General features: G+C 67.9%; 20 protein-coding genes, 1 tRNA gene and 1 other RNA gene. 9 read left to right on the top strand and 13 right to left on the bottom strand.

From position 1 onward, the window contains the following. Window positions 1–132: 132 nt before the first annotated feature. The 4 genes from G6N60_RS25055 to G6N60_RS25040 all read right to left on the bottom strand — a co-directional run bounded on the left by G6N60_RS25055 (window position 133) and on the right by G6N60_RS25040 (window position 5,629). Window positions 133–759: a mycothiol-dependent nitroreductase Rv2466c family protein gene (locus G6N60_RS25055; protein ID WP_163742404.1), complete on the bottom strand. Its 627-nt coding sequence runs from the start codon at window positions 757–759 to the stop codon at window positions 133–135. Between the two features lie 160 nt (window positions 760–919). Continuing rightward, entirely contained in the window at window positions 920–1,987 is a 1,068-nt protein-coding gene (locus tag G6N60_RS25050; RefSeq protein WP_163742401.1) for an ATP-dependent DNA ligase, read from the bottom strand. 4 nt (window positions 1,988–1,991) lie between these two features. Further along, a complete protein-coding gene (locus G6N60_RS25045; RefSeq protein WP_246241013.1) occupies window positions 1,992–4,166 on the bottom strand; it encodes a tyrosine-type recombinase/integrase in 2,175 nt (724 codons plus the stop codon). Window positions 4,167–4,507: 341 nt separating this feature from the next. Further along, on the bottom strand, window positions 4,508–5,629 hold the full coding sequence (locus G6N60_RS25040; RefSeq protein WP_246241011.1) for a tyrosine-type recombinase/integrase: 1,122 nt from the start codon (window positions 5,627–5,629) through the stop codon (window positions 4,508–4,510). A gap of 52 nt (window positions 5,630–5,681) precedes the next feature. Between G6N60_RS25040 and G6N60_RS25035 the strand changes: the two genes are divergently transcribed. Together G6N60_RS25035 and ligD are read left to right on the top strand one after the other, a co-directional pair. Beyond that, complete coding sequence (locus G6N60_RS25035) at window positions 5,682–6,680, top strand: ATP-dependent DNA ligase (protein ID WP_163742397.1); 999 nt, start codon at window positions 5,682–5,684, stop codon at window positions 6,678–6,680. Between the two features lies 1 nt (window position 6,681). Next, window positions 6,682–7,743 (top strand): non-homologous end-joining DNA ligase, encoded by a 1,062-nt coding sequence (ligD, locus tag G6N60_RS25030; protein WP_163742394.1) that lies wholly within the window; start codon window positions 6,682–6,684, stop codon window positions 7,741–7,743. 4 nt (window positions 7,744–7,747) lie between these two features. Here ligD and G6N60_RS25025 read toward each other — a convergent pair whose 3' ends face one another. The 5 genes from G6N60_RS25025 to G6N60_RS25005 form a co-directional block, all read right to left on the bottom strand. After that, window positions 7,748–8,032 carry a hypothetical protein gene (locus G6N60_RS25025; RefSeq protein WP_163742392.1) on the bottom strand — a complete coding sequence of 95 codons (285 nt, stop codon included), beginning with the start codon at window positions 8,030–8,032 and terminating at the stop codon, window positions 7,748–7,750. 131 nt (window positions 8,033–8,163) lie between these two features. After that, on the bottom strand, window positions 8,164–9,228 hold the full coding sequence (locus tag G6N60_RS25020) for an NAD(P)H-dependent amine dehydrogenase family protein (RefSeq protein ID WP_163742389.1): 1,065 nt from the start codon (window positions 9,226–9,228) through the stop codon (window positions 8,164–8,166). 49 nt (window positions 9,229–9,277) lie between these two features. Beyond that, window positions 9,278–10,300, bottom strand: a complete 1,023-nt coding sequence (locus tag G6N60_RS25015; RefSeq protein WP_163742386.1) for a S1C family serine protease — start codon at window positions 10,298–10,300, stop codon at window positions 9,278–9,280. An 86-nt stretch (window positions 10,301–10,386) separates the two neighbouring features. Further along, complete coding sequence (locus tag G6N60_RS25010; protein WP_163742384.1) at window positions 10,387–11,205, bottom strand: lipid uptake coordinator LucA; 819 nt, start codon at window positions 11,203–11,205, stop codon at window positions 10,387–10,389. Between the two features lie 101 nt (window positions 11,206–11,306). Continuing rightward, window positions 11,307–11,392, bottom strand: a tRNA-Ser gene (locus G6N60_RS25005). 71 nt (window positions 11,393–11,463) lie between these two features. Between G6N60_RS25005 and ffs the strand changes: the two genes are divergently transcribed. The 3 genes from ffs (at window position 11,464) to G6N60_RS24990 (ending at window position 14,778) form a co-directional block, all read left to right on the top strand. Beyond that, window positions 11,464–11,558, top strand: an RNA gene (gene ffs, locus G6N60_RS25000) — signal recognition particle sRNA small type. Window positions 11,559–11,606: 48 nt separating this feature from the next. Beyond that, window positions 11,607–12,884 carry an aspartate aminotransferase type Ic gene (locus G6N60_RS24995; RefSeq protein ID WP_163742382.1) on the top strand — a complete coding sequence of 426 codons (1,278 nt, stop codon included), beginning with the start codon at window positions 11,607–11,609 and terminating at the stop codon, window positions 12,882–12,884. A 37-nt stretch (window positions 12,885–12,921) separates the two neighbouring features. Further along, on the top strand, window positions 12,922–14,778 hold the full coding sequence (locus G6N60_RS24990) for a DNA polymerase III subunits gamma/tau (protein ID WP_163742379.1): 1,857 nt from the start codon (window positions 12,922–12,924) through the stop codon (window positions 14,776–14,778). Here G6N60_RS24990 and G6N60_RS24985 read toward each other — a convergent pair. Further along, a complete protein-coding gene (locus G6N60_RS24985) occupies window positions 14,775–16,091 on the bottom strand; it encodes a class I SAM-dependent methyltransferase (protein ID WP_163742376.1) in 1,317 nt (438 codons plus the stop codon). The two genes, G6N60_RS24990 and G6N60_RS24985, sit on opposite strands and share 4 nt — an antisense overlap. Before the next feature lie 13 nt (window positions 16,092–16,104). Continuing rightward, window positions 16,105–17,484, bottom strand: coding sequence for an FAD-binding oxidoreductase (locus G6N60_RS24980; protein ID WP_163742374.1), 1,380 nt, complete (start codon window positions 17,482–17,484; stop codon window positions 16,105–16,107). A 90-nt stretch (window positions 17,485–17,574) separates the two neighbouring features. Between G6N60_RS24980 and G6N60_RS24975 the strand changes: the two genes are divergently transcribed. Further along, complete coding sequence (locus G6N60_RS24975) at window positions 17,575–18,018, top strand: SRPBCC family protein (RefSeq protein ID WP_163742371.1); 444 nt, start codon at window positions 17,575–17,577, stop codon at window positions 18,016–18,018. Here G6N60_RS24975 and G6N60_RS24970 read toward each other — a convergent pair. Beyond that, window positions 18,015–18,785, bottom strand: coding sequence for an Rv3717 family N-acetylmuramoyl-L-alanine amidase (locus G6N60_RS24970; RefSeq protein ID WP_197746964.1), 771 nt, complete (start codon window positions 18,783–18,785; stop codon window positions 18,015–18,017). The genes G6N60_RS24975 and G6N60_RS24970 overlap by 4 nt on opposite strands. Window positions 18,786–18,883: 98 nt before the next feature. Here G6N60_RS24970 and G6N60_RS24965 point away from each other — a divergent pair, with 98 nt between their 5' ends. The 3 genes from G6N60_RS24965 to G6N60_RS24955 all read left to right on the top strand — a co-directional run bounded on the left by G6N60_RS24965 (window position 18,884) and on the right by G6N60_RS24955 (window position 20,342). Continuing rightward, a complete protein-coding gene (locus G6N60_RS24965; protein ID WP_163742368.1) occupies window positions 18,884–19,216 on the top strand; it encodes a YbaB/EbfC family nucleoid-associated protein in 333 nt (110 codons plus the stop codon). A gap of 1 nt (window position 19,217) precedes the next feature. Further along, the gene (gene recR / locus G6N60_RS24960) at window positions 19,218–19,829 is read left to right on the top strand and encodes a recombination mediator RecR (RefSeq protein ID WP_163742365.1); all 612 of its coding nucleotides are present in this window, start codon (window positions 19,218–19,220) and stop codon (window positions 19,827–19,829) included. Window positions 19,830–19,943: 114 nt separating this feature from the next. Beyond that, window positions 19,944–20,342 (top strand): hypothetical protein, encoded by a 399-nt coding sequence (locus tag G6N60_RS24955; RefSeq protein ID WP_163742362.1) that lies wholly within the window; start codon window positions 19,944–19,946, stop codon window positions 20,340–20,342. A gap of 69 nt (window positions 20,343–20,411) precedes the next feature. On the opposite strand, the gene G6N60_RS24950 is transcribed toward G6N60_RS24955, so the two are convergent. Then, the gene (locus G6N60_RS24950) at window positions 20,412–21,248 is read right to left on the bottom strand and encodes a type IV toxin-antitoxin system AbiEi family antitoxin (RefSeq protein WP_163742359.1); all 837 of its coding nucleotides are present in this window, start codon (window positions 21,246–21,248) and stop codon (window positions 20,412–20,414) included. Window positions 21,249–21,261: the final 13 nt, after the last annotated feature.

Genomic DNA, 21,261 nt, shown 5'->3' with positions numbered 1-21,261 from the left:
CGATGTGGCGGCGTCTCGTGCCCGTCACACCACTGTTCGGTTGGTACGGACTTCTTGACGGCTTCGACGTGTGCACCGCAGCCCGACCACGTCGTCTTCTGGCAGACTTTGCATCGGATGGCGTGACACATCTCAGTGCGATCCCTGGGACGCGCGGGGCCGTTCGAGTTGGCTGAATTGGGGCGTGTTCGCCAACGCGGTGATCGCGTCGAACAGCGCCCGATGCGTGTGGCGATCGGGGACCGAGGTGAGCACCGGACCGAAGAGTGTCCGTCCGCCGATCGTCACCATTGGGCTGCCACCGCTCATCCCCAACGCCTCCTGGCTGGCTTCATGCGATCGGCGGACCGTCGCGTCCAGGGAGGCATCCGACATGGACGACACCGTGGCCACCTGAGCCCCTGCGGTCTTCAACACCTGCGTGGCGAGGTGCTCGTCCACCGCCACGTCGTGGTCGAAGTAGGCCGTACCGAAGGCGAAATATGCTGCCGACAAACCGCTCTGGCCGAGTTCACCCTGGATGGCCGCCATCAGCCTGCCGATGCGACGTGAATCCTCCATCCGGGCCTGCGCAGGAGGCGGCAACGTCTGACCCTCATTGAGCACCGCGAGGCTCATCAAGTGCCACTCGATGTCGAACTCGCTGGCCTCGGCGACCTCGGCCAACCACCTCGCGGTGTTCCACGAGAACGGGCACACCGGATCGAGCCACAGTTCGACAGCGGGATCGAGCGTTCCGGCTTCACGTGTTGGTTGCATCTGATCTCCTCAGCCTGGTCTTCGAGGGAGGGCGCGGTTCGGTGTCCGTACGTCTCTGAAATACCATACCCCCTATAGTATCAATCGCACCAGCAGAATGCGGATTGCTGATACCTGACGGCGTTGCTCGTGCGCGAGTACAGCACGCGACGGTCTCGACCTAGGTGGCAAGCCCAGGGAGAATGTCGCCCAAGGCGAACGTCAGTGGTTGCTCGAGTTGGGCGTAGGTGCACGAGCGCGCATCGCGGTCGGTTCGCCAGCGATTGAATTGGGCCGTGTGGCGAAACCGTTCCCCTTCCATGTGGTCGTAGCGGACCTCGACCACCCGCTCGGGTCGCAACGGCACGAACGAGAGGTCCTTGCCCGCATTCCATCGGGAGGCTTCGTTCTTGCGAGGGGTGCGTTCGCCGGCGTCGTGCGCGGCCCAGTTCCACGGGTGGTCATCGAAATTGGTTACCAGCGGCTGCATTTCGGTGAACAACTGCCGCCGCTTGGCCATGGGGAACGCACCGATCACGCCGACCGAGGCGAGGGTGCCGTCATTCGTGTAGAGACCTAGCAGCAGTGAGCCGATCGCTTCGTCGCTGGACTTGTGCACGCGGTAGCCGGCTACGACGCAGTCGGCCGTCCGCTGATGCTTGACTTTGAACATGACGCGTTTGTCGGGCTGGTAGGTGATCGTCAGCGGTTTGGCGATCACTCCGTCGAGACCGGCTCCTTCGAATTCTTCGAACCACCGTCGGGCGGTCGTGAGGTCGGTGGTCGTTGGTGTGAGGTGGATTGAGGGACCGGAGTGGGCCAAGGCTTCGACGAGTGCGGCGCGGCGCTCGGTAAAGGGCCTTCGGGTGTAGTCCTCGTCGCCCAGGGCCAGGAGATCGAACGCGATGAACGATGCAGGAGTCTTCTTGGCGAGCATCCGCACCCGCGAATCGGCCGGGTGGATGCGTTGTTGCAGCGCCTCGAAGTCCAGCCCGTGGTTGGTGGGGATGATGATCTCGCCGTCGATGACGCAGCGCTCGGGCAGCTCGGCGGTGACCGCGGTGACCAGTTCGGGAAAGTACCGGGTCAGAGGCCGCTCGTTGCGGCTGCCCAGCTCGACGTCGTCGCCGTCGCGAAAGCAGATCGATCGGAAGCCGTCCCACTTGGGTTCGTATGACGCGTCGGGTGGAATCGTCGGGACCGACTTGGCCAGCATCGGCGGGACCGGCGGCATGACGGGCAGCTTCACCGACTCATTGTGGCTCCTGTGTGGTGAACAGGTTGCTTCCCTGCGAAAGTCGTTGATGCGCTTCGGCTTGTCGGATGCGGAGATGCTTGATGCTTTCCTCTAGCGCGGCGACCTCGCCGAGCCACGCACGGTCCTTGGCCTCGACGAGGCGCTGCTCGGCGTTCTCGGTCATCTCGTCGATGCGGCCCAACTGGGCGGGATCGACGCGCAGGAACCGGCATCGAGTGCAGGCGTGTTCGTGCACGCACGCCGTTCCGTACGGGCGGTGACATTCGCCGAGCGCCACTCGGCGCAGCAGGAAGTGGTTTTCGAACTCCGACCATTCGTCGTCCTCGGCGACCCGGTCTTCACCGCTCGGGCGCAACTGCCGTCGGCGTTCGATGAACGCCTGGTGAGCGGCGATGAGGTGCTCGGGGAACACCGCGGTGTATCCGCGGGTGGTGTCGAGGTCCAAGTGGCCCAGCAGTGCAGCGGCGATGTGCAGCGGCAAACCATTGTTGACCGCATCGGTGGCGAACAAGCGTCGAAAATCATGTGGCGTGAATCGGATTGGTTGACCGGCATCGCTGAGTCCGGCTACCACGGCTAGGTGGTTGAGGATGCTGCGCAGGTACTGCCCGGATAGCACTTCCTGACGCACTCCGACCTTGCGAGAGAACAAGTGCGGAAACGGTTGTCCGTGCATCTTCTCGGTGACGTCGTAGCGCACCGACAATGGCACGTGGTCGTGCCCGTCCTTGGCTCGCCGGAGCACCTCCAACAGGATTTGCACCAGCTCGGGAGTCATCGGGATGAGCCGCTCGCAGTCGGTCTTGCTGGGCACGATGTGCAGCAGCGGAACCAGCGTCCCTGTCGTCGATGCGGTGTAGTGGCGCAGGGACAGCTGCGTCAGCTCCATGAGTTCTTCGATTCGAATACCCGTGTGACGCAGTGTTTCCGCGACAGCCCAACACCAGAACCCGTCCTCCTCCACCGAGGTGACGTCGATGCGTTGCGCCACTCCGCGGATCCACAGCGGCCGTGGTTGACCCGGAGCGAGCCGGGCCCACACGCGAGCCCGTTCCAGGACGGCCAGTCGCTCCGGCGGCGAATCCCGCACGAACGTGAATCCGTCGACCACGAACTCATCGTGGTCGCCGGCTGCTCGAGCCTCCTGCAGGAACAGCGCACTGCGCTGCTTGTGTTTGTTAACCGCTGTCAGGAACGTCGGCAGCAACGGCGTGAGCATGCGGGTGCGACTCTGCATCTGACTTCTTTGGCGCCGTTTGTATTTGGCCGCTGCACGACTGAGTGACCGCGGGACTGGGCACGGCGCCACCCACACGCCCCAGCGCACGGGATCGTCGTGCGACCACTCGGCCAGATCGCGGTAAAAGCCACGGATGGCGAACAGGATCGAGTGGGTTTCCCGACGTTCACGCCCGTCAGTCGTCAGCGCCAGTCTCTCGCGCCACGTGGTGGTGACCTCTGCCGACAGCTGTAAATCGGCCTGCTGCGGGTTGATTTGCAGGACCTCCCACCAGAACAGACGCACCAGTCGGTAGGCCAGGCTGTCCAGTGAGCCGTAGTCCATGCCAGGGCGGATCTCTTCGAGATAGTCCACCAGCAGATCCCTCACGCCCGAGGGTGGGATTCCGTACCGGTCGACGAGGGTGGCGGCCGAATGCTGACGGGTGTTGCCCTTTGCCGACCACGCGGCTCGCAGCGTCGGAGCTTCCGCGGCCAGTGGCCCAAGTCGCACCAGCAATTCCCAAAGGAGGTGTTCGCGACGTGCGCGTCCGGAGGTCTGCACCACGTCGGCGTAGTACAACAGATCATCCCCGGTGATCTGCTCGATGGTCTGACCGGTGCGGATCATCACCCTGGCCAGCCCTGCTTCGGCGTCGCGCCGATGACGATGCATCGCTGCTTGGTACTCGGGTAGCTGCCGCAACTCGGCGAGGGCGCTGCCACCGTTGACGTCGAGGAATCGAGCGGTGTTGACCTTTGCTCTGGAGTCGAGCATCCAGCTGTAGGAAGGTCGTAGCACCCGGAGTTGCAGTAGCGAGTTCATTCCCATCAGCGTGGGTGACCAGTGGTCGTAATGCGGAAGGTCCTGATGGTCCATCCAGGTCCTTGGCGCGGCGTCCGAGCCGCTGGCCAGCCACCGTTGTTCCCACGTGTCACCGGAAAAGCTCATCAGTCGGGTTAGTAGCGCTCGCGTCCCACGAACGATTGTCTGTCGGCGCGGAGGTTTGGAGGAGCGATGGTGCCGATCGACCACTTCACACAATTCTTCGACGGTGTGCCGTTGCATCACGGACCCAGAGGCATCGTCAGGTAGATCGGGAGGCGGCTGACTTGCGTCGCATCCCTTCATGATTCGCAATTTGCCGGTCCGACCAAACCGATCGTCCGGCGGGATCGCTGCTAGGTGAGGGGAGTCGGGCCGTGACAGCAGTTGAATCGACGGGGCCGCCGCCGCACGGGTCGCGGCGGCCTGCCGCCGCGGCTGCGGTCGGGTGTCCTCGTCCTCGATGGTCACGACGGCGGAAGTCCCAACAATTCGCGGACCGCGGCCGCGTCATAGCTCGGTTCAATAGTCGGCGTCGATGTTGGCGGACGGGCGTAGTGCTCGAGCACCTTGCCGACCAAATCCTCCAGCCGCGGCTGGGCGTAGATCTGTGTGGTCGTGACGCTGGCATGCCGCAGCACCGTCTGTACGTCGACCAACGTGAACGCCGGGTCGGCGAGCAATCGCGCCGCCGCCGTGTGACGGAAATCGTGAAGCGACCAGTTCGTTCCCAACGCGTCATTCGCCCGGCGAAGCACCGCGCGCATAGCGTGATAGTTCAACGGTGCCGACTTGGATCGCCGTGTCCACCACACCGGACCGCCCGGACTCATTGGCGGCTGCTGCTCAGCGAGATAGAGCGCCAGCCACACGAAGGAGTCCACCGATGCCGGCACCACCTCCCGCGCCCGACTGCCCTTGCTGGTGACCGTGATCGTGTAACGGCCGGCATCGAGGTCGCCGTGACACAGTCCCAACAACTCCGAAGCCCGGACTCCCGACGACAGGTAGAAGCTGACCAGAGCCCGGTCGCGGTGGCTGCGCAACGCTGCGAACAACGTGGTGGCGGCCTCGTCCGGGATCCCCCGCCAGACGGGGCGCGGCGTCTTCTGCCGGTAGTTCGCACGCTTGTGAATCACGAAGTCCTGCATGGGATTGTGGTGCGCGTACGGACGTCCGCCTCCGCGAGTCCGTTGTGCTGGTACCGGGTTGACCAGAGGTCCCAGGTTGGCCGCGCAGGCGTGATCGTAGAACCCGAACAATACCGACAACTGATGATTGATCGTGCGTGCCGCGTACTTCACGGTCAGCTCGGACTTGCCGGTCACGGCATTGACGGAGCCGGGCAGAGGCCCGTCCGGTCGCCGGCGCAGACGCTGCGGATTCGGCGTCTCGCGCAGATACTCGACGAATGCGCGGACATCGACGCGCTCGGCTCGCTCCCACGAGATCAGACGCTCATGCAGGAACCGGAACCACCGCAGTAAATCGAACGCGTAACTTCGAATCGTGAGTGGACTGCAATCCGATGCCGCGAGCTCCCGCAGGTACGACGTCGCCCCACGGTGCTCCGCGTCGGGGAAGACCACCCGCCATGGCAATCCACTCGGCACTGACTCCACTCGACCCAAGGCCGTCACAATGCGATCCTCCGTCTGCAGCCCTCCTCGCATCGAGAGGCTCGCCGAAGTTCAGTCAACTAGACGCGCGCTGGTGTTCCGCGACGGCGACGACGTCGTGCTGCTGTCCCGCAGCGGGAAGGACCTCGGCCGGTACTTCCCGGAGCTGCTGACCTCCCTGCGGGACGGGGTGGCCCGGCGCTGCGTCCTGGACGGCGAGGTCGTCGTGCCGCGGGAGGTGGACGGCCGCGTCCGACTGGACTGGGAGTCGCTGAGCCAGCGCATCCACCCCGCGCAGAGTCGCATCACCAAGCTCGCCGAGGAGACTCCGGCCCACTTCATCGGATTCGATGCCCTCGCGACGGGGCAGGTGTCCCTGATGAAGGAATCGTTCCGTACGCGGCGCACGGCGCTGCTCGAACTCGTCGACCAGACGGCGTGGTGTCACGTCACCCGCACCACCGAGGACCCCGAGCTCGGCACCCAGTGGCTGACGACCTTCGAGGGCGCCGGTCTGGACGGGGTGATCGCCAAGCGGCTCGACGGGAACTACCTTCCCGGCAAGCGGGACATGATCAAGGTCAAGCACGCCCGTGACGCCGACTGCGTGGCCATCGGCTACCGCATCCACAAGAGCGGGGAGGGCATCGGGTCGGTTCTGCTCGGACTGTACCGAGACGACGGTGAGCTCCAGATGGTCGGCGGCGCAGCGTCTTTCACCGCCAAGGACCGGGTCACGATGCTCGCGGAACTCGAACCGCTGCGCGAGGGCGACCAGGTCAACGACGGAGAAGCGAGCCGATGGAACTCCGCGGCGGACAAGCGGTGGATTCCGGTGCGTCCGGAGCGGGTCGCCGAGGTGGCCTATGACCAGATGGAGGGCAACACCGTGGACGGTCGACGCTTCCGACACGCGGTGAAGTTTCGGCGCTGGCGACCCGACCGGGAACCGTCCAGCTGCACCTTCGCTCAGCTCGACGTACCGCTGAACTACGATCTGTCCGACGTGCTGGAGGGCTGACATGGCCGAGAAGTTCGGTGCGGCAACCGAAGTCGACGTCGACGGGGTGGCGGTGCGGCTGACCAGTCCCGACAAGGTGTACTTTCCCGAGCTCGGGTCGGCGGGGACCAAGCGCACGCTATTCGACTACTACCTCGCGGTCGCCGCGCCGATGGTGGCGGTGCTGCGCGACCGGCCCACGCATCTGCAGCGCTTCCCCGACGGCATCGACGGGGAGGAGATCTACCAGAAGCGGGTTCCCGCAAAGCATCCCGACTATCTGAAGACCTGCGAGGTGACCTTCCCCTCCGGCCGAACGGCCGACGCGCTGAAGGTGACGCATCCGTCGGCGATCGCCTGGGCCGTGCAGATGGGCACCGTGACGCTGCACCCGTGGCAGGTCCGCTGCCCGGACACCGAGCATCCCGACGAGCTGCGCGTCGATCTGGACCCGCAGCCGGGCACCGACTTCGAGGACGCCCGCGAGATCGCCGTCGACGTGCTGAAGCCGGTGCTCGAGGAACTCGGCCTCGTCGGTTACCCGAAGACGTCGGGGGGCCGCGGGGTGCACGTATTCATCCGCATCGCGCCGGAATGGGACTTCATCGAGGTTCGGCGGGCCGGCATCGCGCTGGCGCGGGAGGTCGAGCGTCGCGCACCGGATCGGGTGACGACGTCGTGGTGGAAGGAGGAGCGGGGTCAGCGGCTGTTCATCGACTACAACCAGAACGCCCGCGACCGCACGTTCGCCTCGGCGTACTCGGTGCGGCGCACCGCCATCGCGACGGTGTCGACACCGCTGACGTGGAAGGAGCTCGCGACGGCCGACCCCGACGACTACACCATCGCGACGGTGCCGAAACTCGTTGCCACGCGCGATGATCCGTGGGCCGAGATCGAATCGGTGGCCCACTCGATCGCGCCGCTGCTGGAGCTGGTCGCCGCCGACGAGGAGCGTGGCCTCGCCGATCTGCCCTACCCGCCGAGCTACCCGAAGATGCCGGGCGAACCGCCGCGCGTGCAGCCGAGCAAGAAGGTGGCCGCGCATTGGGACGACGACGGCAACCCCGTCGCCGACGGCTGATCCGTCAGCGCAGCGGAACGACGACGCCGTCGAAGGCGCCTGCCCCCAGCCACGAGTCGGGCACGCTGGAATCGTGGCGCCAAGACTTTGCCGCGGCGTACACGACGACGGAGCTGACCTCGACGACCCCGAGGATCATCAGCGGCCACACCAGCCCGGCGAGCAGGCTGAACGCGAACGTGCTGCGGGGGGTGGTGGGGCCGTCGGCAAGGCGACGGCTGGCCACGAAGGTCAACCCGGTGGTGACGATCCAGCCAACCAGGTAGACCAGCACGAAGGTCGTAAGCACGTCAGATCCCCTAGCCCGTCGAATCGGTATGTGACGCAATGTAACGCTGGTCACACGCACCTGACAAGCTGGGCGCGCCCTGGCCCGCCGGGCCGGTATCGCGACCGTTGTGCCTGGCAAGGTGGCACAAGTTAGCTGGCGGCGACGACGCCACGGGGCAGGATCAGCGGTAGGTCGGCGTAGGTGACGATGCCGGGCGGCGCGGCGACGACCGCGGGGATCGCGTTGAGCGGCGGGGTCGCGGTCATGATGTGCCCCAGCACCATGAACTCCTCGAGGGTCGTGGCCTCGAAGTCCGGCGGTGGCAGGAAACCGACCTTCATCGTCACCGTCGGGCGCCCGGCCACCTCGATGACCCAGCCGTCCTGCTCGATCTTCCAGTCGGGGACCAGCGTCTGGCCCTTGCGCCACCGGACGTTGATCTCGACGACCGACCGCCCGGCCACGATTCCCTGCCAACTGGCGAAGACGCCGGCGACGCAGCCGGCGGGGATCGTCCACGAGCCGAGATCGAGGTCCTCGGTCGTCTGGGCGTACTCGGCCTCGCAGCGCACCTCGTCCAGCTCGACGCCGAGCGCGTCGGCGACCATGCGCACCGCCTCGCCGAACACGCCGGTGCCGTGCGCGGTCATCGCCTGCAGGTCGGGATTGTCGATCGGCTGGCCGAAGCCGACGGGTTTCTCGGTCGCGGGCGAGTCGTAGAACGTGGTGTCGGCGGCCTCGTTGACGGTGATCTTGTCGACGCGATCGCAGATGCCCGCCGCCACGATCGACAGCTGATTGACGTAACCGGGGCTGATCCCGGACCCGAACATCGACACGCCACCCTGGGCGCAGGCCGCCGCGATCCGGTCGCGGCCGTCGCCCTGGTTGTGGCCGGTGATGAAGGACGCCGTCGCCACGACGTTGACCCCCGCCGAGAGGATCGTCACCAGCTCGTCGACGTCGATCCACATCGGGTTGTAGACCACGACGTCGGGCTTGAGCGCCAGCAGGGCGTCGACGTCGTTGGTCGCCGTGACGCCGAGCGGTGCGATGCCGACGAGCTCGCCGACGTCGCGGCCCACCTTGTCCGGCGACCAGGCGTAGCAGCCCACCAGATCCAGTGACGGGTTCTTGGCGATCGCCGCCACGGAGCTCTTGCCGACGTTGCCCGTCGTCCACTGCACGACGCGGTAGGAAGAAGTGTTTGGCACTCGCTCAGCATAGGGAGGGCCCGGCTGTGGCCAGGACCTTTTCGCCGAACTAGGACGACAGCGTCGCCTTCCCGGTCAGCTGCTGGCCGGCCCGGTTGATCCACACCAGATCGACGACGTCACCGGAGTAGTGGCGGTCCAGGACGTTGGTCAGCGCGGTCGCGGAGTTCAGCTGTTCGCCGTCGATGCTCAGCAGGACGTCGCCGTCGTGCAGCCCGGCCTGCTGGGCCGGACCACCCGGCAACACCTCGAAGATGATGACGCCCGGCAGGTTGTCGGGTTGGTTCTTGCCATTGACCCCCACGCCGAGCAGCGTCGGCGGCCCGATGTGCACGGTGTCGGTCGCCTGCCGCGACCGGATCTGGTTCGCGGTGGCCAGCGCATCGTTGATCGGGATCGCGAAGCCGGAGCCGCCCGGGTCCATCCGGAAGTTGACCGTGGCCGCCGTCGTCACGCCGACGACCTGGCCCGCACTGTCGACGACCGGACCACCGGAGTCACCGGCGCGCACGGGCGCGGCGAACTCGATCAACCCGGTCGCCTGGTTCGAGGCGCCCGTCAGCTCGTCCTTGGCGTTGATGGTGCGCCCGAACCCGACCACCTGGCCGGCCTCGCGGGTCAGCGGACTGCCCGACCCCCTGGCGTTGCCGAGCGCCACCACGGGATCGCCGACGGCCAGCCGAGAGGAGTCGCCGAGCTGGGCAACGGGCAGGCCGCCCGCACCGCGCAGCTGGATGACCGCGATGTCCCGGTTGCGGTCGTACCCCACCAGGTCGGCGGGGTAGGACCGCCCCTCGACCGTCCCGGTGATGGTGTCCGCACCCTGCACGACGTGGAAGTTGGTGAGCAGCGTCCCGCTCGGGTCGAGCACGATGCCCGTACCCGCGCCGATCGCGTGCTGGTAGTTGATCGTCGTGTCGATGCGCGCGACCGTGGGTTCGGTCTGCGTGGCCACGGCGGACAGGTCCTGCGGGGCGGCGAGGGCCGACGTGGGCGGAGCCACCAGAGCCGCCGAGGCGACCGTGGCCACCACCGCGACGACCATCCGCCACCTGGTGTGGAACCTGCGCATGGGCCGCCTTCCGACGCGTGTAGCTGGGGACTTACCCACAATTCTGACGTTGACACCGTGGGTTGTCGACGCACCGACGCGACGGGTCAGTCGTCGAGGGCTACTCCGCGGCGCGAACGCCCGAACAGCCGCGACGTCGACTTGCCCTCCGGACGCCGGTTGCGCAACGTGCTACCGGATGCATCGGCATCGGAGGCCTCGGCGTTACCGAGGTCGGGTTCCGCATCCTCTGCGGTGTCGCTGACCTCGGCCGATTCGGTCTTCCCGACACCGGCCGGCACGGGCGTCTCGTCGGCCTCGGTGGTCTCGGTGGTCTCGGTGGTCTCGGTGATCTCTGCGGTCTCGTCGGTGGCTGCGCCGTCTTCGGTGGTCTCGGTGATCTCGTCGGCGTCTTCGGTGTCGGTGGCCTCGTCGTCGGCAGCGGCGCCGCGACCCCGGCGACGGGTGCGGCCCTTGGGTCGCAGCGGCTTGGGCGGTGGTGGCGGCAGTTCGGCGGCGAAGGCCAGGTAGAACGCCAGCGCGCCCAGGATGGCGATGGCGGCCGCCGCTCCGTAGATGGCGAACAGGCTCTGGCCCGCCGTGTCGAGGCTCACCCAGATCTCGCTGATGGCGGCGCCGACCACCAGCGCGCCCGCCAGGACGTGCAGGACGATCGACCACAACCGCAGGGTCAGCGCGAGCCGGGGGGTTCCGAATTCGGGCCTGCGGGTGCGCAGCAGCGTGAACACGACGGGAAGGGCGGCCAGGCCGAGGAGTGCTCCGCACAGGATGCGCATCGCCAGGCCGAGGCTGCTCGACCATTCACCGGTCAGCTCGAACCAGCGGGGCAGGACGAAGAAGAAGTAGAGAGCCGCCGCGATGACGAAGAACGATGCGTGCCACAGGACCGCGATCCAGCGCCGCATACTCCTCCTCGAGTCAGTGGGCCACGACTCCTCGAGCCAGGGGACCGTCGTCGGACCGAACGCGACCAGGCCTCGACGGCCTGGTCGCACCCGGACCAGCGCGGAGGATAGGGGATTTGAACCCCTGAGGGCTATTAACCCAACCCGCGTTCCAGGCGAGCGCCATAGGCCACTAGGCGAATCCTCCGCGGGCCATGGTAGCCGACCGGAGCACCTGCTCCTCACGAGCTGCCGCGGTCGGCGGGGTACTACACTGCTCGTGGACCCCGCGCGGCGTCCATCCTGTGAACTCCCCCAGGGCCGGAAGGCAGCAAGGGTCAATGGGCTCTGGCGGGTGCGCGGGGTCCCCTTTCGTTCTTCCCTGATCTTCGGGTCGTCTGCCCCACGTTGAAAGGCACGCCGTGTCGTTCCCGTCCCTCGGCCGCGACGAACTCCAGGCGCAGCACGAGGCGCAACGTCGCAGCTACGCCGAGCTGCAGGCCAAGAAGCTGAGCCTGGACCTCACGCGCGGCAAGCCGTCCCCGGCCCAGCTCGACCTGTCCAACGAGCTCCTGGCGCTGCCCGGCACCGAGTACCGCGACGGTGACGGCACCGACACCCGCAACTACGGCGGGCTGCACGGACTGCCCGAACTGCGGGGCATCTTCTCCGAACTGCTCGGCATCCCGGTCCCCAATCTGATCGCCGGCAACAACGCGAGCCTCGAGATGATGCACGACGCCGTGGTGTTCTCCCTGTTGCACGGCGCCGTCGACTCGCCGCGGCCGTGGCGAGACGAGCCCGAGCTGAAGTTCCTCTGCCCGGCCCCTGGCTACGACCGACACTTCGCCATCACCGAGAGCTACGGCATCGAGATGGTGCCGGTGCCGATGCTCGAGGACGGTCCCGACGTCGGGCTGATCGAGGAGATCGTCGCCGAGGACCCGGCCGTCAAGGGCATGTGGTGCGTCCCGGTCTACTCCAACCCGACGGGCACGACCTACTCCTGGGAGAACGTTCGTCGCCTGGTCCAAATGCGCACGGCCGCAACAGATTTCCGACTGTTCTGGGACAACGCCTACGCCGTGCACACGCTCACCCACGACTTCGTCAAGAACGTCGACGTGCTGGGCCTGGCCGCCAAGGCGGGCAACCAGAACCGGCCCTACGTGTTCGCGTCGACGTCGAAGATCACCTTCGCCGGGGCGGGCGTCAGCTTCTTCGGCGGGTCGCTCGGCAACATCGCCTGGTACCTGCAGCACAACGGCAAGAAGACGATTGGCCCCGACAAGGTCAACCAGCTGCGGCACCTGCGCTTCTTCGGTGACGCCGACGGGGTGCGGTTGCACATGCGCAAGCATCAGCAACTCCTGGCGCCCAAGTTCGCCCTCGTCGCGCGGATCCTGGAGGACCGACTGGGCCCGTCGAAGATCGCGTCCTGGACCGATCCCAAGGGCGGGTACTTCGTGAGCCTCGACGTGTGGCCGGGGACCGCGCGCCGGACCGTGGCGCTGGCCAAGGATGCGGGTATCGCGGTCACCGAGGCGGGAGCGTCGTTCCCGTATCGAAAGGACCCGGAGGACAAGAACATTCGGATCGCACCGTCGTTCCCGTCGACACCGGATCTGACCGAGGCGATCGACGGTCTCGCGACGTGCGCGCTGCTGGCCGCGACCGAGGTTCTGCTCACGGGTGACTAGGCCGTCACGCGTCGGCCACCCTGGGTAGCCTGCATCCGTGGCTCTCTACCGGAAGTATCGACCCGCGTCCTTCGCCGAGGTGGTCGGCCAGGAGCACGTCACCGAGCCGCTGTCGACCGCGCTCGAGTCGGGCCGCATCAACCACGCCTATCTGTTCTCCGGGCCGCGCGGGTGCGGCAAGACGTCGTCGGCGCGCATCCTGGCCCGCTCGCTGAACTGCGAGAAGGGGCCGACGCCGACGCCGTGCGGGGTGTGTGACTCCTGTGTCGCGCTGGCCCCGAACGGCCCGGGCAACGTCGACGTCGTCGAACTCGACGCGGCCAGCCACGGTGGCGTCGACGACACACGCGAGCTGCGCGACCGCGCCTTCTATGCACCCGCCCAGTCGCGCTACCGCATCTTCATCGTCGACGAGGCGCACATGGTCACCACCGCGGGCTTCAACGCGCTGCTGAAGATCGTCGAGGAGCCGCCGGAGCACCTCATCTTCGTGTTCGCGACGACGGAGCCCGAGAAGGTGTTGCCGACGATCCGGTCGCGCACCCACCACTATCCGTTCCGGCTGCTCGCCCCCAAGACCATGCGGGGCCTGCTCGAACGCATCTGCGCGCAGGAGGACGTGCTCGTCGACGACGCGGTGTACCCGCTGGTCATCCGGGCCGGCGGCGGCTCGCCGCGAGACACCCTGTCGGTACTCGACCAGCTGCTGGCCGGTTCCGACGGCAATCGCGTGGTCTATGCGCGGGCGCTGGCCCTGCTGGGGGCGACCGACCTGGCGCTGATCGACGCGTCGGTGGACGCGTTGGCCGCCGGGGATGCCGCGGCGCTGTTCGGCGCCGTCGAATCGCTCATCGACGCGGGCCACGATCCCCGGCGCTTCGCCACCGACCTGCTCGAACGGTTCCGCGACCTCATCGTCCTGCAGGCCGTGCCCGACGCGGCGGCACGCGGCGTCGTCGACGCTCCGGACGACGTGCTCGAGCGGATGCGCGACCAGGCGGCCCGGCTGGGCCCGGCGACCCTGACGCGCTACGCCGAGGTGGTGCACGCCGGGCTCGGCGAGATGCGCGGCGCGACCGCACCGCGCCTGCTACTGGAGGTGGTGTGCGCGCGTCTGCTCCTGCCGTCGGCGAGTGACACCGAGGCGGCTTTGCTGCAACGCATCGAGCGCATCGAAACGCGGATGAACGTGTCGATCCCCGCGGGCGAGGCATCGCAGGCCGCGGCAGCCGTGCAGGCGGCCCCCGCCAAGCAGTTCACCCGCAGGAGCCACGCCGTCGAGCCGGCCGCCCCGGCCGGTCCCGTCGCACCTGCCCCACCCGCACCGGCCGAACCCGCGCCCGCCGTCACCGTCGCGGCCGCCGAACCCGCACCGGTCGCAGCGGCCCCGCCCGTCCCCGAGCCGGCGCCGGTGACACCCGCCCCGGTCGCGTCGGCCGCCTCCGGTCAGCCGGACGCGGCGGCCGTGCGCACCATGTGGCCGACGGTCCGGGAGAAGGTCCGCGAGCGCAGGCGACCCACCGACGTCATGCTCGACGGCGCCATCGTCGTCGCGGTCGAAGGCGACACCCTGGTGCTGAGCCACGTCTCCGCGCCGCTGGCGAAGCGCCTCAACGAGACCCGCAACGTCGAGATCATCAGGGACTCCCTGAAGGACGCGCTCGGGGTGAACTGGAACATCCGCTGTGAGGCCGGGTCGCCCACCGAGGCGGCGGCGCCGACACGCCCCCAGCAGCAACCGGTCGCCGCACCGCCCCCTCCGCCGGAGGAGGACGACGAGGAGAGCATGCTCGCTCAGGCCGTCCACGAGGAGACCGGACCGCGCCGCGACCCCGAGGAGGTCGCGCTGGAACTCCTACAGAGCGAGCTGGGCGCCCGCCGGATCGACGGCTAGGCGGACCACCACGGGCGCAGCGGCAGGCCGCCGTCGCCACCGTGATTGTCGAGCTTGACGGCCAGGATCTGGTGCAGCTGAACGACATTCGTCTCGAAGCCCAGCCGCGACCCGGCCATGTACAGGCCCCACACCTTCGCGGTGGGAAGCCCGACCTCGGCGACGGCCTCGTCCCAATGCTCGACGAGGTTCGCACACCAGTCGCGCAGCGTCATCGCGTAGTGGTGGCGCAGGTTCTCCTCGTGCACGACCTCGAGCCCGACGTCCTGCGCCTCGGTGATGATGCGCCCGGACCCCGTGAGCTCCCCGTCGGGGAAGACGTAGCGGTCGATGAAACCGCCTGCCGTGGCTCCCGCGCGGTTGTCCGGCCGGGTGATGCAGTGATTGAGAAGCAAAGCGCCCGTGCGCATCTTGGACTTCAGGAAGCGGAAGTACGACGGGTAGTTGTGCACGCCGATGTGTTCGGTGAGCCCGATCGAGGACACCGCGTCGAATCCCGACTCGCGCACGTCGCGGTAGTCGCCGTGGCGCACCTCGGCCAGGTGGGACAACCCCTCGTCGGCGATGGCCTTCTTGGCCCAGGCCGCCTGCTCCTTCGACAGCGTGACGCCGACGGCCTTGACGCCGTGACGCGCGGCGTAGCGCACCATGCTGCCCCAGCCGCAGCCCACGTCGAGCAACCGGTCACCCGGCTGTAGCTTCAGCTTCTCGAACACCAGGCGGTACTTGTTCTCCTGCGCCTCTTCGAGAGTCGCGTCGGCCTCGGGGTAGCAGGCGCAGGTGTAGGTCATCGACGGGCCAAGCACCCACTCGTAGAACGTATTCGAGACGTCGTAGTGGTGGTGGATGGCGTCGGCGTCACGAGTCTTGCTGTGTCGCAACCCTTCTGCAATACGACGCCAGCGGGGCAGCGCCTCCTGCGGCGGCGGGGCGATGGGCCGCAGGTGCTCGAAGCCGATCGAGCGGACGATGTTGGCGAGCAGCCGGGCCGGGGGCCGCTTGAAGTCGAGCTTGTCGGTCAGCGCGCGCAGCAGATCGTAGGGGTCACCCGGGTGCACGCCCAGCGGCTCGAGGTCACCGGACACGTACGCGCGCGCCAACCCGAGGTCACCGGGAGCGGTGGCGAGGTAGGTGGTGCCGCGCGGCGTCTTCAGGTCGAGTCCGAGCTGAGCGTCCTGCGGGCCCGTGGAGCTGCCGTCGTAGGCGGTGAACTTCAACGGCAGGGCATCGCCCGAGGTGAAGATCTCGAGGATCTCGGCCAGCGTGAGCTTGCCTGCGCCGGCATGCGCCGCGTCTTCCTTGTACGTCGTCATCGAGCTCTCCTCGTCATCGCCTCTGTACCGCCTTCGCATACAGATCGAGCAGCCGTGAATCCGGGTCGTAGGTCTTCTTGACCGTCGCGTAGGTCTCCCCGCCATAGAGTTCGCTGAACTCTTCGGGGGAGTAGTAGGCGTCGGAGTACAGAGACTTGTGACCATCCAATTCGCTGACCTTCTGCTCGATCAGACGATTGGTCTGGCCTTCGGTGGCAGTCGCCGGCACCGATGACCAGAAGCCTATGTTGACGTAGGTGTGATGGGCCGCAATGGGGTACAGCGGCCAACCCGCGTCGTCGCGCAGCCGCAGTGGGCACAGCCAGATCGGCTCGATCGGCACGTTCTGGAGGAACCAGTCGACGAACTCGGCCGTCCGGCCGATGGGCACCTCGATGTCCTGCACGACCCGCTCCAGCGGCGGCCTGCCCTGGCGCTTCTCGAGGCGGTCGGCGATGTCGAAGCGGCGGTCGTAGGCGATCAGCTTCCAGTAGAAGCTGCTGCGGCGGAAGCGCCGCGGCCAGAACCGGCGGATCGTCGGGTTCTGCGCGCCGAAGGCCCGCGAGCACCAGAACCAGTCGGTGTCCCAGCGCCACAGATAGTCGTGGATGGTGAGCCGGTCGTGCTTCTCGCCGCTCGCATGCTGGATCGACCGGTAGTAGACGTCCTGTCCGGTGTAGTCGCTGACCGGGCCCGGCGTCGACGTCTGCACGCCCACGCACAGGTAGGACTCGTCGGCGCTGAACACCACCCCGTCGAGGTAGTCGACTGGCGTGCCGTCCAGGCCGCCCGTCTCGACGATGCGCTCCATGGCGTCGACCAGGTCGGCCACCGACGTGAACCGCAGGTGCCGCAGGGCGACGAACGGCTTCACGGTCTCCAGCTCGATCTTGAGCCGAACCGAATAGCCAAGCGTCCCATAGGAATTGGGAAAGGCGCTGAAGAGGTCGGCGTGCTCATCCCGGCTCGCGGTGACGATCTCGCCACTGCCCACCAGGACGTCCATCTCCAGCACCGACTCGTGCGGCAGACCATTGCGGAACGACGCGGACTCGATGCCGAGCCCCGTCACCGCGCCGCCCAGGGTGATGGTCTTGAGCTGCGGGACCACCAGCGGCGACAACCCGTACGGCAGCGTCGCCGCGACGAGGTCCTCGTAGGTGCACATGCCGGCGACGTCCGCGGTGCGGGCATCCGGATCGACGGAGATGACACCCGTCAGGCCGGAGACGTCCAGACCCTTCGCGGTCGCCTTCTCCCGCGCACGGAACAGGTTCGAGGTGGGCTTCGCCAGCCGGACGGTGGCATTCTGGGGGATGGCGCGATAGCTCGCCAACAGTCTCTCCACGCCAGCTGCGTGGGCCGACTGCGCTTCTACGGATGCAACAGTCACACATATACGCTAGTCCCCGGCCGCACTCGATGCGACCGCACCGACCCCGGGGACCACCCCGTTCACCCCCACACCGAGGAGTCTTCACCGATGGGACAGGTCAGCGCCTCCAGCACCGTCTTGATCAAGGCCGAGCCCGACGCCGTGCTCGAGGCCGTCATGGACTACCGGACGGTGCGCCCCAAGATCCTGTCGTCGCACTACCGGGACTACGCGGTCCTCGAGGGTGGCCAGGGCGCGGGCACCGTCGCCACGTGGAAGCTGCACGCCACCGAGTCGCGGGTCCGTGACGTGAAGGCCAGCGTCGACATCGCTGGACACACGGTGATCGAGAAGGACGCAAACTCCACGATGGTCACCAACTACACCGTCGCGCCGGCCGGCGACCACAGCGCTTCGGTCACCGTGAAGACGTCGTGGCAAGGAGCGGGCGGCGTCAAGGGCTTCTTCGAGAAGACGTTCGCCCCGCTCGGTCTGCGCAAGATCCAGGCCGAGGTGCTGGGCAACCTGAAGACGCTGATCGAGAACGGCTAGCTGGGCTGCACCGCGGTCCGCGCGGGCCTGGTCGCCAGGAAGCTGGCGATGCCGCGTACTACCGCGTCGGCGTACTTCTGGCGGCCGTCGGGACTCTCGATGAGCGCCGCGTCGGCGGGGTTCTTCATGTTGCCGAGCTCGACGAGGACGGCCGGATACTGCGCGAGGTTCAACCCGGTCAGGTCCGAGCGCGGATACAGCCCGCCCTGGCCGATGTAGTTGGCGGGCATCAGGCCCGCGGCCTGCAACTGGTTGCGCATGGTCTGGGCCAGCTGCAGCGACGGGCCCGCCTGCGCGGCGTTGAGCGGCGGAGACGAGTAGTTGACGTGGAAGCCGCGCCCGGTGGGCGGTCCGCCGTCGGCGTGGATGGACACGATGGCGTCGGGCGCCAGCGCGTTGGCCATCGCGGCGCGTTGGTCCACGCAGGGGGCGACGCCGGTGTCGTCACCCCGCGACATGGCGGTGCGCACGCCCAGCTGGGTCAGCTCGGCGCGGATGCGCAGCACGGTCTCCCAGTTGAAGGTGTGCTCGGGGTAGCCGCTGTCGGTCGCCGTCCCGCTGGTCTGACAGTCCTTGGTGCCGCCGCGCCCCGTCGGGACCTGCGTGGTGAGGGACGCGTCGTTGGCGCCGTTGTGGCCCGGGTCGAGGAACACGATCATGCCGGCGATGTTCGAGGGGGCCGCCGCAGCGATCGGCGCCGACGAAGCGGCGACCAGCACGGTGGCGGCCAGAGCTGCGCCAACACGCAAGAAGGCAGGTACGTGCACGGCGCCAAGCTAGCTCGCGCGACGACTACGCTGGCGGCAGGAAACGCCGCGCGCGTACGACAGCAATCAGTCCGAGACCGATACGCAAGGGGATCGTCATGCAACCCGGCCAACAGCCAGACATGTCGGCGCTGCTTGCGCAGGCGCAGCAGATGCAGCAGCAGCTGATGGAGGCCCAGGAGTCGCTCGCGGTCGCCGAGGTTCAGGGGCAGGCGGGCGGCGGCCTGGTGCAGGTGACCATGAAGGGCAGCGGCGAGGTCACCGCCGTGACGATCGACCCCAAGGTCGTCGACCCCGACGACGTCGAGACGCTGCAGGATCTCGTCGTCGGCGCCGTGCGGGACGCCGCCCACCAGGTCACCGTGATGGCGCAGAGCAGGCTCGGCCCCCTCGCGGGTGGGCTTGGCGGCCTCGACATTCCGGGGCTCTGACTTGTTCGAGGGTCCGGTCCAGGATCTCATCGACGAACTGGGCAAGCTGCCGGGCATCGGCCCGAAGAGCGCGCAGCGCATCGCCTTTCACCTGCTGTCGGTCGAGCCGCCCGACATCGACCGGCTGACGGCCGTGCTCGCCAGGGTCCGCGACGGGGTGACGTTCTGCGCGGTGTGCGGCAACGTCTCCGACCACGAACGCTGCCGCATCTGCTCGGACACGCGACGGGACGCCTCCCTGGTGTGCGTCGTCGAGGAGCCCAAGGACGTGCAGGCCGTCGAGCGCACCCGGGAGTTCCGCGGGCGCTACCACGTGCTGGGCGGAGCGTTGGATCCCCTCTCCGGCGTGGGACCCGAACAACTGCGAATTCGCGAGCTGCTCAACAGGATTGGCGAACGGGTCGACGGCGTCGACGTCGCGGAGGTCATCATCGCAACCGACCCCAACACCGAGGGCGAAGCCACCGCGACCTACCTGGTGCGGATGCTGCGCGACATACCCGGGCTGACCGTCACCCGCATCGCGTCGGGCCTGCCGATGGGTGGTGACCTGGAGTTCGCCGACGAGCTGACGCTGGGACGCGCTCTCACCGGCCGTCGGTCGATGGCCTGATTCGCGGCTCCGCCGCGGTGGCCTGATTCGCGGCTCCGCCGCGGTGGCCTGATTCGCGGCTCCGCCGCGGTGGCCTGATTCGCGGCTCCGCCGCGGTGGCTTAGTGTGGCGATCATGTCCGACGAGGAGTTCAAGGTCGAGGTCGAACTCGGCGACGAGGCGCACCATCTGTCGTTCTGGGGCCGGCTGCGATCCCTCGACGTCGACGACGAAGCCAGGCAGCGGTTGGGCAGCCGGGTCACCGTGACGCGCGACGGCAACTTCATTCAGCTCTACACCCGCACGCTGCAGGACGCCCGCGAGGCCGAGCGCACGGTCCGCGAACTGGTGCAGGCCGACGACATCACCGCCGAATACACCATCACGCGCTGGGATGCGGACGCCCAGGCGTGGGTCGACCCCACCGACGGCGACGCCGTCCCCGACGACGCGCCCGACGCCCCCGTTCCCGACCCGAGCTACGTCATCCTCGAGGCCTACAAGCCGGAGTTCCTGCGCGACCTGGGGTTGTAGGGGCGTCGAGATTGCACTCAGTCGACGGAAGTGCGAGAGCGCCGTCGACTCACTGCAGTCTCGCGGGAATCAAGGCCGCCAACCGCGGGCCAGGAGCGCGCCGCGGACGCTGCGGATGATCTCGTCCGGCCGGTCCTCCTTGATCACGTACGTCACGTTCCATCGCAGCCGTGCGAGCTGGCGCTTGACGCGGACGTCCTTGGCGTACTGCCTGCGGTCGGTTCGGTGCTGGTCGCCGTCGTACTCGGCGCCGACGAGGTAGTCCTCCCAGCCCAGGTCGAGCACCTTCACCAGCGACTGCCCGTCGAAGATCCGGTATTGGCTGGAGGGCTGCGGCAGCCCGGCGTCGACGAGCAGCAAGCGCAACCACGTCTCCCGGGGCGACGCAGCACCGACGTCGACGAGCGGCAGGACGCTGCGCAGCGACCTGACGCCCCGCGCTCCCCGATACCGCTCGATCAGCGCCATCACGTCCGCCTCGTGGAAGGCCGTGGCGCGTTTCAGCGCGTCGAGCCGCGCGACGGCGTCGCCCCTGCCGAGATGCCTGCCGAGGTCGAAAGCCGTCCGCGTGCGCGTGGTGACGGGGAGGCCCGCGACGAGGGTGACCTCGTCGTCGGCGATCGTCTCGTTCCTGACGATCACGCCGGCGGGCGGGCGGCCACAGGTCCAGATGAGCTCGATGGGTTCGGTGGCGTCGACCCAGTCGGCGCCGTGCAGCGCGGCGGCGGCAAGGCCCGCGACGACGGCCCGCCGCTTGGACCACAGCCAGGCCGCGACCGTGCGATCGCGAAGCGTCGGGGTCCACGACGCGGGCGCGTAGACGTCGGGCAGCAGCCGCTGGTGACGGCGGGCCAATTCGTAGGGCGTCAGCCCGCTCTCGCTGCCGATGAAGACGGGGCTCCTCATGGCATGAACGTGC

This window comes from Mycolicibacterium madagascariense (assembly GCF_010729665.1).
In the GTDB taxonomy this organism is placed as follows: Bacteria; Actinomycetota; Actinomycetes; order Mycobacteriales; family Mycobacteriaceae; genus Mycobacterium; species Mycobacterium madagascariense.
This window is presented reverse-complemented; position numbering and strand designations above follow the sequence as displayed.